The sequence below is a fragment of the Armatimonadota bacterium genome, assembly GCA_017303935.1.
In the GTDB taxonomy this organism is placed as follows: Bacteria; Armatimonadota; Fimbriimonadia; order Fimbriimonadales; family Fimbriimonadaceae; genus JAFLBD01.
In genome coordinates this window covers 336289-351406 of record JAFLBD010000001.1, presented here as the reverse complement: position 1 = coordinate 351406, position 15118 = coordinate 336289, and the positions used below count along the sequence as shown (strand labels likewise).

General features: G+C 52.7%; 12 protein-coding genes. 4 read left to right on the top strand and 8 right to left on the bottom strand.

All coding sequences use genetic code 11. The features are described 5' to 3' along the window. Nucleotides 1-35 precede the first annotated feature (35 nt). The 3 genes from gyrA to J0L72_01655 all read left to right on the top strand — a co-directional run bounded on the left by gyrA (nucleotide 36) and on the right by J0L72_01655 (nucleotide 6966). A complete protein-coding gene (gene gyrA / locus J0L72_01665; GenBank protein ID MBN8689479.1) occupies nucleotides 36-2531 on the top strand; it encodes a DNA gyrase subunit A in 2496 nt (831 codons plus the stop codon). 137 nt (nucleotides 2532-2668) lie between these two features. After that, the gene (locus J0L72_01660) at nucleotides 2669-5062 is read left to right on the top strand and encodes a S8 family serine peptidase (GenBank protein MBN8689478.1); all 2394 of its coding nucleotides are present in this window, start codon (nucleotides 2669-2671) and stop codon (nucleotides 5060-5062) included. Between the two features lie 59 nt (nucleotides 5063-5121). After that, the gene (locus J0L72_01655; GenBank protein MBN8689477.1) at nucleotides 5122-6966 is read left to right on the top strand and encodes a hypothetical protein; all 1845 of its coding nucleotides are present in this window, start codon (nucleotides 5122-5124) and stop codon (nucleotides 6964-6966) included. A 6-nt stretch (nucleotides 6967-6972) separates the two neighbouring features. Here the strand turns inward: J0L72_01655 and J0L72_01650 are convergent, their stop codons facing one another. The 7 genes from J0L72_01650 to J0L72_01620 all read right to left on the bottom strand — a co-directional run bounded on the left by J0L72_01650 (nucleotide 6973) and on the right by J0L72_01620 (nucleotide 13171). Then, a complete protein-coding gene (locus J0L72_01650) occupies nucleotides 6973-7959 on the bottom strand; it encodes a hypothetical protein (GenBank protein ID MBN8689476.1) in 987 nt (328 codons plus the stop codon). Between the two features lie 3 nt (nucleotides 7960-7962). Next, nucleotides 7963-8742, bottom strand: coding sequence for an ABC transporter permease subunit (locus tag J0L72_01645; protein MBN8689475.1), 780 nt, complete (start codon nucleotides 8740-8742; stop codon nucleotides 7963-7965). 4 nt (nucleotides 8743-8746) lie between these two features. Beyond that, nucleotides 8747-9655, bottom strand: a complete 909-nt coding sequence (locus J0L72_01640) for an ABC transporter ATP-binding protein (protein ID MBN8689474.1) — start codon at nucleotides 9653-9655, stop codon at nucleotides 8747-8749. A 57-nt stretch (nucleotides 9656-9712) separates the two neighbouring features. Next, the gene (locus J0L72_01635) at nucleotides 9713-10747 is read right to left on the bottom strand and encodes a glycosyltransferase family 4 protein (GenBank protein MBN8689473.1); all 1035 of its coding nucleotides are present in this window, start codon (nucleotides 10745-10747) and stop codon (nucleotides 9713-9715) included. Between the two features lie 58 nt (nucleotides 10748-10805). Further along, nucleotides 10806-11879: a fatty acid desaturase gene (locus J0L72_01630; protein ID MBN8689472.1), complete on the bottom strand. Its 1074-nt coding sequence runs from the start codon at nucleotides 11877-11879 to the stop codon at nucleotides 10806-10808. 117 nt (nucleotides 11880-11996) lie between these two features. Continuing rightward, entirely contained in the window at nucleotides 11997-12578 is a 582-nt protein-coding gene (locus J0L72_01625) for a sigma-70 family RNA polymerase sigma factor (protein MBN8689471.1), read from the bottom strand. Between the two features lie 98 nt (nucleotides 12579-12676). Then, nucleotides 12677-13171, bottom strand: coding sequence for a YajQ family cyclic di-GMP-binding protein (locus tag J0L72_01620; protein MBN8689470.1), 495 nt, complete (start codon nucleotides 13169-13171; stop codon nucleotides 12677-12679). Between the two features lie 36 nt (nucleotides 13172-13207). Here J0L72_01620 and J0L72_01615 point away from each other — a divergent pair, with 36 nt between their 5' ends. Continuing rightward, nucleotides 13208-13762, top strand: coding sequence for a hypothetical protein (locus J0L72_01615; protein MBN8689469.1), 555 nt, complete (start codon nucleotides 13208-13210; stop codon nucleotides 13760-13762). Between the two features lie 56 nt (nucleotides 13763-13818). Here J0L72_01615 and J0L72_01610 read toward each other — a convergent pair whose 3' ends face one another. Continuing rightward, a complete protein-coding gene (locus tag J0L72_01610) occupies nucleotides 13819-14961 on the bottom strand; it encodes a citrate synthase (GenBank protein ID MBN8689468.1) in 1143 nt (380 codons plus the stop codon). Nucleotides 14962-15118 lie beyond the last annotated feature (157 nt).

Genomic DNA, 15118 nt, shown 5'->3' with positions numbered 1-15118 from the left:
CTCGTTTGTTCTGAAAGACCCACCGGTTTCTCCTCATGTCTGAAGATTTTTCCCTTGAAAGCATAAACGTCGAAGACGAGCTTAGCCGTAGTTATGTGAACTACGCGATGTCGGTCATCATTGCCCGCGCTCTGCCCGACGTCCGCGATGGCCTCAAGCCTGTCCAGCGCCGAATTCTGTATGCCATGCGGCAGATGAACTTGACGCCAGAAGAGGGGTATTCCAAGTGCGCTGCCGTCTGCGGCGAAACCATGGCGAAGTACCACCCCCACGGCGAGCAAGTGATCTACCCCACTCTCGTTCGAATGGCACAGTCGTGGAGCTTGCGATACCCGTTGATCGATGGTCAAGGCAACTTTGGATCCGTCGACGGCGACTCGCCGGCTGCGATGCGATATACCGAATGCCGATTGACCCCAATCGCGATGCAGGTCCTCGAAGACCTAGAAAAGGAAACGATTGATTGGGCGGATAACTATGCGAACAACACCAAGGAGCCGATGGTGCTCCCTGGCAAATTCCCGAACCTGATCTGTAACGGTAACCAAGGCATTGCTGTGGGTATGGCGACCAACCTGCCACCACACAACTTGACCGAGGTCTGCAATGCACTCTTGATGCGGCTCGAAAATCCAGAATGCACGGTCGAAGAAGTGATGGAATTGATGCCGGGTCCGGACTTCCCGACCTACGGAATCATCATGGGCGCGCAAGGCATCAAGAATGCCTACAACACAGGTCGCGGCAGCATCGTCATGCAGGCAAAGACCATGATCGAGCCTGGCGAAATGGGCAAGTCGCTCATCGTCATCACAGAGCTTCCATACCAGGTCAACAAAGAGAATTTGATCAAGTCGATTGCGGTGATTGCCAAGGATCGAAAGTTCGACGGCATCCTCCGCGTGGACGACTTTAGCGACAAGCGCGGAATGCGAGTTGAAGTCGAAATTCGGCGCGATGTCAATCCGAACAAGGCGCTCAACTACTTGCTGAAGCACACGCAATTGCGCACCACGTTCGGCACCATCATGCTCTCGCTTGTTGATGGAGCACCGCGCACCGCGCCAATCCTATTGCTTCTCGACGAGCATCTCAAGCACCGCAAAGATGTCATCGAGCGAAAGACCAAGTACGAACTGTACAGAGCCCTCGAAGAAGTCCATCTCAACGAAGGGTATCAGATCGCTCGCCGGTTCCTGGACGACATCATCAAAACGATCCGCAGCTCAGCCGATCCGAACGTGGCGCGTGTTGCGTTGGTGCGCGAATTCAGCATGTCGCCATTGCAGGCAAACGCTGTTCTGGCGATGCCACTGCGCCGACTCACCCAGTTGGAACAATCCAAGCTGGAGCAAGAATTCAAGGAGTGCATCCTTCGCGTTCAAAACCTCATGGACATCTTGAGCGACCCAATGCGACTGCAACGGGAAATCGAACAAGAATTGATCTTGCTGCGAGACAAGTTTGGCGATGAACGGCGAACAAAGATCATCGCCCGAGAGGCCGGCGACTTCAGCGACGAAGACCTCATCCCAGAAGAAGAAGCGATCATCAGCATCAGCCGAGACGGCTACATCAAGCGAGTGAGCATTGACGCTTATCGCCAGCAAAAGCGCGGCGGAAAGGGTGTCAGCAATACGCTCAAGGCCGATGATGAACCGGCGCACCTCTTCCAGGTGAACACACATCACTACATCCTCTTCTTCACGAACCGAGGACGGGTGTACCGACTGCGGGCTTACGATATTCCAGAAACTGGACGATATGCCAAGGGCATGCCGGTCATCAATTACATCGCCATCGAAAGCGAAGAATCAGTGACGGCGACCGTGAGCGTGAAGGACATCAAGGATCCTGGCTTCCTTACGATGATCACCAAGATGGGCGAAATCAAGCGAACAGAAATGTCTGCGTTTGGCAATATTCGCTCGAACGGTTTGATCGCGTTTGATATCGAAGAAGGCGACGACTTGCGATGGGTGCTCAAGACCAGCGGCCAAGACGACGTCTTGCTCGTGACCCGAGAAGGTCAGTCCATCCGCTTCCACGAAACCGAAGCAAGAGGCCGTGGCCGAGCCGCCGGCGGTGTAAAGGCGGTTCGATTCAAAGAAGGTAATCCGGATGACTGCGTCGTTGCCTGCGGAATCGTGCGCGATGCGGCTAGCTTGCTCGTGGTCGGTTCGAACGGCTACGGAAAGCGAACCTTGTGCGAAGAATATCGCGTACAGGGCCGCGGCGGTAGCGGCATCCTCACCATGAATGTCACCGATAAAACGGGACACATCGTTGGTGCGGAAGTCGTGGACGAAGACGACAAGCTGTTGCTGATGACGGTCTCTGGCAAGGCGATTCGAATGAAGGTGAAGGATATTCGCCTCACCGGTCGAGTTGCGCAAGGCGTCAAGCTCATTTCACTCGCGGCGAATGATCATGTGATCTCGCTTGCCCGCGTCGTGAAGGAAGCTGATGACGGAGATTTGGACGGCGTCGAAGGTTCAGACGAACCGGTCGGCCCGGAATCTGAAGCCTAAGACTCGTCACCATTCGGCCCTGAAATCGCTAGATTTTGGGGCCGCGCTGTATTTTCTACTAGGCTTGGCACAACAATTGCTTGTAGATTGGTGTCAGGCGAACGTTCGCCGATTCTCCAATGTCTAAAAACGTATCCATGAGCACTCGGTTCTTTGCATTTATCTTGGCCTCCGGACTAGCGGCAGGCGGCTGGAGCTCTCCGGTTCGGCTGGTCGCTGGAACGTTTGAACCTGGAGTCAGCTCATTATCGATTCCGGTAGGGTTGAAGGGCAGCGATCACGACGGCGGACTGACCATCGTACAAGCAGACGGCACCCTCAATCAGACCCTTCAGTTGCGATTGAAAGATGCAGGATTTGAAGTGCTTGAATACCTGCCCGAAAACTCATGGCTAGTTCGAGGCAAAGCGTCTGAGGCAATGAAGGTCGAAGGCGTGACCTCTGCGACAGTTTTTGCGCCATTTTTCAAGTTAGACCCCTCGATTGGAACGCGCGCATTTAAGTCTGAGCAGAGAATCTTCGAACGAAATCAAGGACTGGTCAGAGTCGCGATCTATGCGACTCGCGATTCGAGCCCAGAGATTGTGCGTGCAGAACTTGATGCTGTGCCTGGAGTATCCATACTCCATTCAAACTGGAATGGCACACAGTACGTTTTTATCGCCACCGTTCCGCAAACCCGAGTCTCGTCATTGGCATCGTACGATTCGGTGCAGTTCATTCACGAGGCAAGCGAATTGGTCGACCGGAACAATACCGTCCGGTGGTTGATGCAGAGCAACACCCTCAATTCCACTCCTGTGTACGCTGCAGGATTAACTGGAACGGGCGAGATATTTGGCATCCTCGATGGCAAAGTGGACGTCAACCATTCAAGCTTTTCGGACACTAACCCAATCGGGCCGAGCCACCGCAAGATTGTTTATTACGGCGGCACGCTAGGACTGAATACGCACGGAACCCACGTGGCCGGAATTTTGGCTGGGGACGCCGGAGTCTTCGACGATCGACGCGGCACCGCCTACCAAGGCAAATTCGCCTGCTCAATCGAACCTGCTTACGTTGAAGCAGATATTTACAACGCGTTCTTGACGCATGCAGGCGTCGGCGCACGCATTCACACCAACAGTTGGGGTGATGACTCAACCAACGTTTACACCGGGATGTGCCGAGGCATCGATTCTTTTGTCTATGACAACGAAGATAACTTGGTGCTGTTCGCGATCACCAATTTGCTCAACGTGCTCAAAATTCCTGAGAACGCCAAAAATCAACTCGCGGTTGGCGCAGTTCGAGATTATCCAGACCAAGATTCTTTCTCTACTTTTTCTGGACTAGGACCGACAGCGGATGGCCGCACCAAACCGGAAATTGTTGCCCCTGGAGCCGTGATCACAAGTTCGCAAGCTGGTTCGACTACTGGTGTGATTAACTTGAGTGGGACGAGCATGGCTACTCCTGCAGTAGCCGCCGCGCTTGGATTAGCCCGGCAGTACCTCCGAGAAGGCCGACACTCAGACGGGTTACCAAACGCAAACTTTGGCTTTGTTCCGAGTGGAGCATTGCTCCGAGCCATCGCCGTTACTGGCGGTCAAGACATCACCTCCGTGAGCGGTTGGCCCTCGACCCGAGAAGGCTTCGGTCGGTTAATCCTAGACAACGCGCTGAGCTTCAATGGCGAAACTCGGAAGCTGATTGTTAAGGATGTTCGCCGGATGAATGGCCCGAGCCAGGGACAAACCCAATCGTTCAAGTTCAAAGTAGTGACCGCAGGTCAACCTCTTCGAATCGCAATGGCATTCACCGACTATCCCGCTGCAGTTTCGGCCGCTAGCGCGCCGGTGAATGACGCGAATCTCACGGTCAAGCTTGGTTCATTCGATTACTTCGGCAACGTGCTCTCGGGTGGATCGAGCGTTACGGGTGGCACGCCCGATTCAATCAATTCGGTTGAAGTGGTTAACTGGGTTTCCGGTCCAGCTGGAACTTACGAAGTCAAAGTGAGCGCACCAACGGTCAATGTAGGCTCAACAATCGGATATGGCGTCGCTGTCACCGGCAACGTGATTCGGTCAGAAATCACAGGCTCGCTGGGTTCGCCCGGATTCCTCGGACTTTGGCCAACGACGGTTTCGGTTCAGTTCTTGAATAGCTCTTCGGTGCCGATCGCTGGAGCAGTCGCGAACGCTTCCGTAAATCCGACCACTGGAGCATTCACAGTGGTTGCCCCTGTGAACGTGGATCCGCCTTACCGATTCGCGGTCAATTTCGGCACGTTCTTGAGAAAAGTGTTCCCTTCGCCAAGTGCATCTGCACTCACCGATCTCTTCACCAGTACGGGAGTCGTTACTTTGGTGAACGGTGACATCAACGATGACGGAGAGGTCGGTTCGACGGACTTCGATATCGTTGTTGCGAATTACGGATTGAGCCCAGCAACCCCAAGTCAAGGCGATATTAACGATGATGACGAGGTCGGCTCAGCTGACTTCGATCTAATCGTCGCAAATTTTGGATTAGCCGACAACTAATCGCGAATTTCTGGCTTACAATGGAATGGTGCGATAGCGCCATTCCGTAGGTCAATTTTATGCGACGAGTTCTTTTTCTGAGTTGTGCTCTTCTTTCGAGTGCCAGTTTTGCCCAGTACCCCGATGACGATTTCACTCCATTCGCTGTTTCAGGCGCAGTCGGAGACCAAATTCAACCAAAAGTTCGGTCGAACAACCACTCCCAATGGGTGAGCTGGTTCGACAACCGGGTCAGCGGTTACGACGTTTATGTCCAAGCTTTGAACGATCAAGGCGTACCTCAACTCACGCCCGACGGGGTCCTTGTTGCCGACCGCAACTTCTCGTCAACGGTTGACTACGATCTCGCCGTCGACAATCAAGGACGAGCTGTGGTCATTTTCAACGACGACCGACCAGGCTCAAACCAGATCACAGTCCAACGAATTCGCCCTGATGGCACGATGGACTTTGGTACCGGACTGGTGCTTTCCAGCGGAACCGCCTCGAAGAACAATCCTAAGGTCTGCGTCCTTGCCGACAATAGCCTAGCTGTTGGGTGGACTGAAGGTGCGACACCCATCATTAAGCGGGTTTCTGAATCTGGTGCGATTTTGCCTGTTCAAGCAACCATCACGGAAACTAGCCGTAATCTTGTTCTCTCCGACCTAGAAACCTCGGCGGACAATCAAATTTTGGCCATGTGGATGCGGCCCGGCGGAACATTGTCCACCTCTGCCAAATGGCTCGCAAGTCAAAAGTACAACTTGTCGCTCGTACCGCAATGGAGCACAGCGGTAGGTTCAACCACGTTCTTTGGAGGTACGAATGCCTATTCAATCCAAACCGGCTACTTCCCAACCATCGAGCCTGATGACGTCGGAGGATTCGTGTGCGCTTGGTACACCACTTCGACTCCACGCAACGCGTATTTGCAACACGTCTTGTCGAACGGAACAGTGCGATTTGTGACTCATGGCCTCCCTTGCTTTAGCGTTGCCCCGCGAATCGTACTCTCGGCAAGTGCGTCGTACGATAGGTTCAATGACGAATACTATGTTGTCGGCTACGAAACCGATTCCGGCACTCAATCCGTGAACGCTATCAAGGCACAACGCGTGATTCCACCGCTTTATTCTCGGCCAGCCAGCCTGGCGTGGGGCAATAGCGGCGTCACGGTCATCGGCAACAACTCGAACCAACCCTCATTCCTACGTGCAGAGACCTCGGGCGAAGGGATGTACATCGGCGGATTTGATTCTCGGTCCATTACTACGGGCGTGGTGATGCAAGCTGGGATTGCTCGAGATGGTATCGAAAGATTCGGAATCACGAATCCATCGTTCGTCTATAGCATCGCCGAAGCAAAGGGTCGATACGATATCTGCACCGATGATTCGGGCGGGCACATCAGCGTCTACCAAAATGGAGCTACGGGCGGATCGACAAACGTTCACGCAGGGCTTTCTGATGGATACGGAATTTTGGGCGTGAAGCCAAACACTATCAACGGAACACTCAACTATCCAGGATTCATGGGCAACATGAACTTGCTCAAGCTGAATGTAACCGTTTCCAACAACACTGGAACGGAGAACTACACCGTTAAGGTCAACAATGGCCAATTTACGATCAAGACTTTCTTGGTCGGAGCGGTCACGGTGAAGGTTGAAGAGCGACGCTCGTTGCGAGCTTCTTACAACGCGACATCACCTGGAACCGTCAGTGCCTCATTGCTCGCTGGCGACATCGACCAAGACGGCGAAGTCGGTAGCAACGACTTTGATACAGTCGTTGCTGACTACGGTGATACTGCGGCGAATGATCCGCTCGCGTTGATCTTTGGCGATCTCGATGGCGACGGAGAAATTGGCTCTGGCGACTTCGATCTCGTCGTTCAGAACTACGGCCTCATCGACCAATAATCTCGGTCAATCCGAATGGTGTTCGTGCCCATGGTGATCTTCGTGATCATCGTGGGCATGTTCTTCTTCGATTGGATTTGGCTTCGCCTCAAGCTCAGTTGGTGCAGCCTTTGGATGCGCCAAAACAAGCGGTGGCCGGTTCAACATTCGCTCCATTGGGATATCGGCGGGAAACTTCTTCAGCCCCTTTCTCAGGGTCGTGTAATAGTTCTTCAGGTCACCGCTTTCCCGATACATCATTGCGAGCCAGCGATAGGCATACTGCAAGGATTCTTGGTCATCCTCAGAGAGAATCGCCAATTGGACTGTTTCTCCGCTCTTCACAGCCTCTTCAAAGGCATGGGTCGCTTTCGGATAATCGTGTAACCGAGCCGTGTAGGTGAATCCTAGCTGATTCCAAATGCTCACACTTTTCGGGTTGTGTTCCAGCCCTTCTTTCAAAAATTCGACGGCTCGTACATACGACGGCTTGTCCTTCCCGAGGGCGAGAACAGCCGCGCCGGTAGACCAGCCTGGCACGAAATTCGGATCCAGAATCGTCATCAATCGAAACAATGGAAGCGCTTGTTTTGGATTATTGTGACTGTGGTTGGTCATGTCCTTGTACGCCTTAGTGGCACGCTCAATGTCTCCAAAGATCCCTCTAAAATCGCGGTCCCGGCTTGGAATGACAGTAACGATCTTACTGTCGTCCATGATTGAGTGGTCACCCTCGTTGTTTCCGACACCGGTTCGTCCCAGATTTATTTCAGCTTCAGTCAACGGTCGCATCTCAACGCCGTTGTGCAAATACAAATCCGTTCGAACCCATAGCCATCCGCTCACACTCGTGCGAAACTGACCCAATAATGATGCTGAAGCATGTGTTTCGTGCGCTTCTAATCCGGTGTATTGGCCTTTGGGAGTGATCGTTTCTTTCAGATCTGCGACCTTTGTTCCGGCGCCAATCGCGCCAAGCAATGCCGTCCCAACAACAAAATGTGATAGGTTCATGGGTTACACCGCCTGATTCTTGAACTTGGACCAGCCGAGGCCGAGCATCGCTGCCGAATAGAGCGCCATGTAAACGGCGAGAGAACCGACCACCCAAGCAGGCACTGTGCCCCAATTGCTATTGGCTGCCCGGCTGCCTAGGTCAAACAGATTTGTCTGTGGCAGAATCGCATTCACGAATCGGAAAACCGGAGCCATTCCCGTTTGTCCACTTTCATAGGCCATGCTCAGCGCTTGTGTAATCATCCCGGCGCCAAATAGCAAGATGAAACTCATGGTGACAGCGGCGTTGGCTGTGATTAGCAGACTCAGCGCGAGTGTCACTGAGCAAATAATGACAAGCCCCATCATCTTGCAGAGCACGTATTGGGCCATCACAGGTTCAAACTGCACGCCAAAAATGGCGAGCGCAACACCTGTCAGAGCCGCCAAAATCGCAAAGCTGATCCAAGAGATGGCCACCGCGCCAAGTAGCTTTCCGGCAAGAAGATCGAACCGGCTGATCGGTCGTGCTAGGAGCGGATAAAGCGTTCGGTTCTTGATCTCATCGGGCATCAATCGCGCGGTCGAAGTGATCGCCAAAATTGTGCTAAGGCCACCGAGAACCGTTGTACCGAGGTCCTTCGCGAACGATTCGAGTCCCTGCATGCCGAAGAACCCAAGTGCGCCTGCGCTCAAAACAATCAAGAATCCCAAAATGGCGACGACCCAAAGGTCCTTGCGCCGAAGGCTCTCGACGATGACTCCCCGGGCGATGACCCAGATAATTTTGAATTTGTTCATATGATTAAGCAGCCTCCACTTGTTGGATGAAATAGTCTTCGAGCGATCCTGGCGTCGACGTGAGGTCAAGGATCTGTCCGCCCTTTTGGTTGATCGTCTCGATTCCAGCCAAGAACGCGGGCTTCGATTCGAAATTGGCAATCAGCGATCCGTCGATGTGATTCAGAATGGCTGCGCCGTCAAGATTGATCGTCGTCTTCGACGTGAACACGATCTCATATTTGGAGAGTTCACCGTGCAAGTCCGAAATCCGCTTTTCTTGAATCAACTTGCCCTTGTGGATAAAGAGCAATCGATCGCACAGCAGATCAACTTCGGCGAGTTCATGCGAACTGAAAAAGAGTGTGGTGCCGTTTTGCTGCTTGGACTTGAGGAGAGTCCGAAGTTCCTTTCGACCGACTGGATCAAGGCCGCTGGTCACCTCGTCAAGGATCAAAAGTTCAGGATTTCCAAGCAACGACTGTGCAATGCCGACCCGCTGAAGCATGCCTTTGCTAAGGTTCTTGTTTAGTTTGTGGGTGGCATCCTTAAGCCCGACAACTTCAAGCAAATGATCGACCTCGCTCTTCAGCCGAGATCCCCCCAGCCCTTGCAACTCACCGTACAGAGTCAAGGTCTCTTTGGGGTTCAAAAATGGGTAGTACATCGCCACCTCGGGTAGGTAGCCGATTCGTTTGCGCGCTTCTTCGGTCCAAGATTCGATTCCGAAGACTTGGCAGCTCCCTGCAGCGAGTTTGACAAACCCCATGAGAGCCTTTAGCGTGGAGCTCTTCCCTGCGCCGTTTGGGCCCAAAAAGCCAACGATCTCACCTGCGCCAACATAAAATGAGAGGCCTTTGACCGCTTCGACCTGTTGCCCGTTCTTTTGCCGGTAATTTACAACGAGGTCTGAAACCTGAATTGCCGATTGCATGACATTCCAATCATCGGCGAATTGAACAAACCACTTTAGGTTTTGGGCTTCAAAAATCTATCCAGATTGCACTTTCTGATAAAACTCGAAGTGCCTTTGCGCAATCGCGTCCACCGTCAATGCTTCCATTGGGGGCTTTTCTGATCGATTTGTGTTCTCGAGCCAGTCCAAAGATTCCCGAAGTACCTTTGAATTGATTTCATCCGATTGTAGGTGCACCCAATCCGGGCTGATCAGCTTCTGAAGTTCGGGCATCGAGCCGAGCTGTGGCACGACAATCGGCAGTCCAAATGTCAACGCGAGCATCGCGGATCCGCTGTTCAGAATCGCGCGATAGGGGAAAATCGCGAGGTCCGCCGCCCGATAGTAGTTCTGCATTTCCGCGTCATCGATATGCCCAGGCTTCCAGATGATCCGAGGATCGGCCTTACACAAATTGTCGATTTCGTCGCGCAATTCATCCGGAATCACTCGTCCGGCGAGGAGGAGTCGATACTTCCCTGGCGTCTCGGTAAACGCCTTCACGAGTTGCGAAACGTTCTTATATCGCTTGACCAAACCCACGTGAGTGATTACTAACTCATCGTCGGAAATGCCAAATTTTGCGCGGGCGCCCTCTCGCGAAATCGTGTCGGGGTACCAATCCCCATAATCGCTGAGCGGAATGATGGTTTGATTGGAAGTCAGTTGTGGGAATCGGTCTCGCACCATTTTGATGCTCGCTTCACTGACGAAAATCACTCCATCGACTTTGGACATGTACCGGTCGAGGAACCACCGCTCGATGCTGCGCCAAGGTACATCGTGTCCGATCACATCGTGTGCGGTGTACACCAACTTGCCACCCGCAGCACGGTGCTTGTCGATCCCTGCGAGGAGTCCACGAACCCGCTTGAGCACTCGGAACGGATTTCGATATTCGGTGTAGTGCTCAAAAAAGTGAATATGAAGCAGGTCGAATCGCTCCGACTCCAACGATTCCAGAGTCAAATCGTGCACTTCGACGCCTAATTTTTGGAGGCCCTGATTGAGCATCCAAGTCATCGGATTCCACTTTTTGCTTGAGGCGTTGGGGATGGTAGCGAGTCGCATAAGCTGAGAAACTGCACTCTAGGATATCCCCCCAAAGCGCGTCATCGCTTGCCCGATGCTACTTCTTGATCTGCTTTTCCATTCCCGCGCCCAGGGTTTTGACCCGAATTTCGCGGTGAGGATCGATCAACGTTTCATTGGATTCATACACCCAAGGGGTATCCCATAGCAGTTTGAGAGCCTGGGTGATCGGCATCGAGTAGTACCGGTCTGGAAAGAGCCGTGCGGCGGTGTCTTCAATCAAACGCGTGTATCGTCCACTGACGCCGGGGAAAAGATGGTGCGCGACGTGCGCTCCAAAATGTTGGTGCCATGCATCCAGCCAGCGGAGCCCCTTCGGCAATGTCACGGTCAGTGAGGTGGCCAGCACATCGTTCTCGTCCGCCAGAGGATTTAAAAAGTGGTTCGTAGCGATATAGCAGATAACCATCGCGTTGGTGATGAGCAGCGGAATGAAATATCCGAAAGCAAACACGTGCGGTCCCGCGAGCCAGGTCAATACAATCCAAGGCGTCAACTGAGCCGCGACTTGCAAGAGCATCGAGATCTTCTCGCTACCACGAGTGTGTTTGTCTCGCAAATAGGTGATCAGCATCCTAATCTGCTGTTGTGACATCCGGTAGGCAAAACTACTAAAAATGACCAAGTTTCTTGCCAAAGGATGTATTTTGTACAGCCACTTTAGGACCGGATTGTTCTTGTGGTCCTCCAAGGTGAACAGGTGATCGGGGTCTACGCCTCGAATCTGAGTGTTGTTGTGATGGTCCGCGTTGTGCCACTTTCGCCATAGAAGCGGGCTGATCCCCAGCGTGCTGAATCCTACCAAGGTGAGGAAGTCTCGAAGGAAGAGATTCTTGATGCTTCCTCCATGCGAGATGTCGTGTGCGATGAAACCAAGGCATCCCATCGAATGGCCGATCACTACCGAACAGAGGATCGCCGTCCACGGGTTGAAGTGGTTGATGATAACGAAAAGTGAGGCACCAATCAACAGAAAATGAACCGGAAGCCACCATAGGTTCGAGTAGTCAGGCTTGAAAACGTAATCCGGTAGTTCTCGCCGAATCTGCTGGCGGTAGTTCGGAATCTTTCTCTCTTCTGGCGCGACCTCGCGATCCATCACGGTGGACATAATATTTATCACGACCGGGCAGGGCGGGAAGTTCCAACTAGTGGCAGGAATCCCTGGCGCCGGGAGATGGACACCAAGGATTATCCTGCTTGGAGAGGGTCAGTCGAAAAGTCTGTATTAGGCGAAAGCAGGGTTGACTCGAGTTCGTTCGAGCATCTCCTTCAGCTTTCGATGTGCGCGGTGCAAGCGACTTCGAACAGTGCCGACCGGAACGCCAGCAACCTGTGCGATTTCGTTGTATGGCATCTGCTCAACGTCGGCCAAGATGACCAGCATGCGCTGCTCAGGCTTCAATGTGTTCAATGCCATTTCAAGCTCTTCGCTCATGGTCTCGTTGACCAAAATTTGCTCTGCGGTCGGCGATTGATCCGCAGCTTCAACGAGCAAGAGATCATCCGAACCGTCTGGACGCTTTGGCGCATCGTAGCTCACCGTCTGAACACGGCGCTTTCGAGCGCGGTTCAAGTCCAGGAACAACCGCGTCACGATGCGGAAAATCCAATTTTCGAAAGGCCGATCGCCCTCGAAATCGTTGAAATTCCGATACGCCCGGTAAAAAGCCTCTTGGGTGAGATCCTCGGCATCCTGCTTATTCATCGAAAGGCGATAGGCGAGGTTGTACACCTTTCGGTGCGATCTCTCGGCTAGAGCGTCAAAACGCTCGTTCCTCTTTGAATCTTGCTGAGCTTTAAATTTCATATTCAGTGGCTCCTAACAGTGGATAAGAACAACCCAAGCCCAGCAATAGTTCCGGACATTCGAATTTTTTCCTACAAAAAAGTATGGATGCGCGCAGATTATCGGTAGTTAGTGAAGAGCACTGGCACTGGCAAATCGAGCCCTTTCACGAAGGTAATCGCCTTTTGAAGATCGTCTTTGCTCTTCCCGCTCACACGCAATTCGTCGCCTTGAATCTGCGAAGTCACCTTGATTCCGCTGTCCCGGAGTGCCTTGGTGATGTTCTTCGCGACCTCTTGTTCGATCCCGTTCTTGAACTCGACTTTTTGCCGCACGCTCATACCGGAGGCAGGTTCTTCCTTGCCGTACTCGATCTGCCGCGAGTCGATCCCGCGCTTGATGAGCTTGCTAAATAGGATATCGCGCACTTGCGACAACTTGCCTTCGTCGCCACCAACCAATGTGATTTGATCCTTTTCAAACAAAATTTCGGTATTGGTGTTCTTCAGATCCCAGCGGTTCATCAGCTCCTTTTGAGCCTGATCGACCGCATTGCGCACTTCTTGCTGATCTACTTTACTCACGATATCGAACGAAAATGAACTCGCCGCCATAACGCTCCTAGTTTACCGTTCAGATAAACTGAGGTCATGAGCAGTGTCGCCAGCACGATTTTGGACCACGTTGCCAGCTCGCTTGAAAAAGTCGCTGGAGACCGAATTTCGGTCACTCGGCGACAGGGCACCGTCATTGTCACGCCGAGCGTTCCGAACTCATTTGCAGTGTCGATTTACGACGAGGGCGATGAGGTTATGATCTCTGCTCAGCGGTGGCACACCCACTACGACGATCCTGACCAAGCCCTCTTTTGTGTGATCTGGTTGCTGTCGCCGTTCTACAGGATTGTCGAGGAATTCAAAGGAGGACTATTCGTCGCGACTTGGCTCGAAGCTTACGAAGCCACGGGTTGGGAAGGATCTGACCCGGTTTACTTTCTGAATCCGGAGCACGCGCCGGATTGGAAGGCCGCCCCTGACGAAGTTTATACACGCCGGCTGATCCAGCAGAATGTGCTCATGCCTGGCGTTCCCTATTCTGAAACCGTCCCTGGCGCGGTTCTTGATAAAAATGGCTTGCCACAAGACTCGGTGATCGGAGTTTCAACCGTCGAGGACCGGCAATCTCTAGGCGTGACGTTGTTCTAAAACAAATTCAGCCACGCAATACCTGCGTGGCTGAACTGCTTTCAAGCTAAGAGAACTTAGCGATTTTCGACTGGAACGAACTCGGCGGAGGTTGGACCTTCGTAGATGCATCCAGGTCGGATCAATCGGTTGTTGCGCAACTGCTCGATCATGTGTGAACTCCAACCGCTAACACGTGCGATCACGAAGATCGGGGTGTACAGGTCAACAGGGATGCCGAGCATGTAGTAAGCGTAAGCCGCTGGGAAGTCGACGTTTGGATAGATTCCCTTTTCGGTTTCCATCACGTTTTCGAGGATGTCGGCGATCTCGGACCATTTTGTTTGGCCGGATTCTGCGCAAAGCTCCTTGGCCACCTTGGTGAGATAGATCGCTCGTGGGTCGCGCTTCTTGTATTCGCGGTGACCAAAGCCCATGATCTTCTTCTTGGTAGCGAGAGCATCTCGAATCCACGCTTCAGCCTTATCGACCGAACCGATTTCTTCGAGCATCTTCATGGCTTCCTCGTTAGCGCCTCCGTGTAGAGGGCCCTTAAGGGTTCCGATACCGCTTGCGATACCGCTATACAAGTCGCTGAGGGTCGCCACAGTGACTCGGCAAGCAAAAGTGGATGCGTTGAATCCGTGCTCTGCGTAGAGCGTGAGCGAACTATCCAAAACGTGTGCCGTCTTGGCATCTGGTGCTTGACCAGTGATCAAGTACAGGAAGTTTTGTGCAATCGTGTGCTCGGCCATCGGCTTAAGCGGCTCTTGACCCGATCGAATTCGGTGTCCGTTGCCCACGATGGTCGAAGCCTTGGCGAGAATCCGCACAGCCTTTCGAACGTTTGCAGCGTCATCGCCAGCCGGAGCAGCGTAATCTGGATCGTATGGAGCATAGACGGCAAAGCCAACCTTTGCGATGTCCATCGGATGAGTGCTCTTTGGAAGTTGCTTGAGCGCGGTGTAGACCTGCTCTGGAACTTCTCGCTCGTCGGCAAGCACTTTTTTGAATGCCGTCAGCTCTGCCATGTTTGGCAACTTGCCATAGATGAGCAAGTAGGCGGTTTCTTCAAACGAGCCTTTGCTGGCGAGGTCGTGGACGTTATATCCACGATAGATGAGGCTACTGGTTTCGCTGACAATCTCGCTAATGGTGGTGATTCCACCGATCACGCCCTCCAGTCCAGGGCTGTAATTTGGATAAGTCGTTGCGCTCATGATCTTAAATTTTTGGTTGGAAGGTGCGTCTTTCTTATACGATTCTGCAAGGCGCAAATCCAGTAGGCATATTTTACCTTCCAGACTGCACCGATTCTTCTACGCATTTTTCCGGAACACACTCTTAAACTTTTTCGTTTGATCAAATACTCATGAA

What these genes read in the sequence shown, in the direction of transcription:
- J0L72_01650 (MBN8689476.1), bottom strand. Translation starts at nt 7,959, where the DNA reads ATGAACCTATCACATTTTGTTGTTGGGACGGCATTGCTTGGCGCGATT.
- J0L72_01635 (MBN8689473.1), bottom strand. Translation starts at nt 10,747, where the DNA reads ATGCGACTCGCTACCATCCCCAACGCCTCAAGCAAAAAGTGGAATCCG.
- J0L72_01610 (MBN8689468.1), bottom strand. Translation starts at nt 14,961, where the DNA reads ATGAGCGCAACGACTTATCCAAATTACAGCCCTGGACTGGAGGGCGTG.
- J0L72_01660 (MBN8689478.1), top strand. Translation starts at nt 2,669, where the DNA reads ATGAGCACTCGGTTCTTTGCATTTATCTTGGCCTCCGGACTAGCGGCA.
- J0L72_01640 (MBN8689474.1), bottom strand. Translation starts at nt 9,655, where the DNA reads ATGCAATCGGCAATTCAGGTTTCAGACCTCGTTGTAAATTACCGGCAA.
- J0L72_01615 (MBN8689469.1), top strand. Translation starts at nt 13,208, where the DNA reads ATGAGCAGTGTCGCCAGCACGATTTTGGACCACGTTGCCAGCTCGCTT.
- J0L72_01630 (MBN8689472.1), bottom strand. Translation starts at nt 11,879, where the DNA reads ATGTCCACCGTGATGGATCGCGAGGTCGCGCCAGAAGAGAGAAAGATT.
- J0L72_01655 (MBN8689477.1), top strand. Translation starts at nt 5,122, where the DNA reads ATGCGACGAGTTCTTTTTCTGAGTTGTGCTCTTCTTTCGAGTGCCAGT.
- gyrA (MBN8689479.1), top strand. Translation starts at nt 36, where the DNA reads ATGTCTGAAGATTTTTCCCTTGAAAGCATAAACGTCGAAGACGAGCTT.
- J0L72_01645 (MBN8689475.1), bottom strand. Translation starts at nt 8,742, where the DNA reads ATGAACAAATTCAAAATTATCTGGGTCATCGCCCGGGGAGTCATCGTC.
- J0L72_01620 (MBN8689470.1), bottom strand. Translation starts at nt 13,171, where the DNA reads ATGGCGGCGAGTTCATTTTCGTTCGATATCGTGAGTAAAGTAGATCAG.
- J0L72_01625 (MBN8689471.1), bottom strand. Translation starts at nt 12,578, where the DNA reads ATGAAATTTAAAGCTCAGCAAGATTCAAAGAGGAACGAGCGTTTTGAC.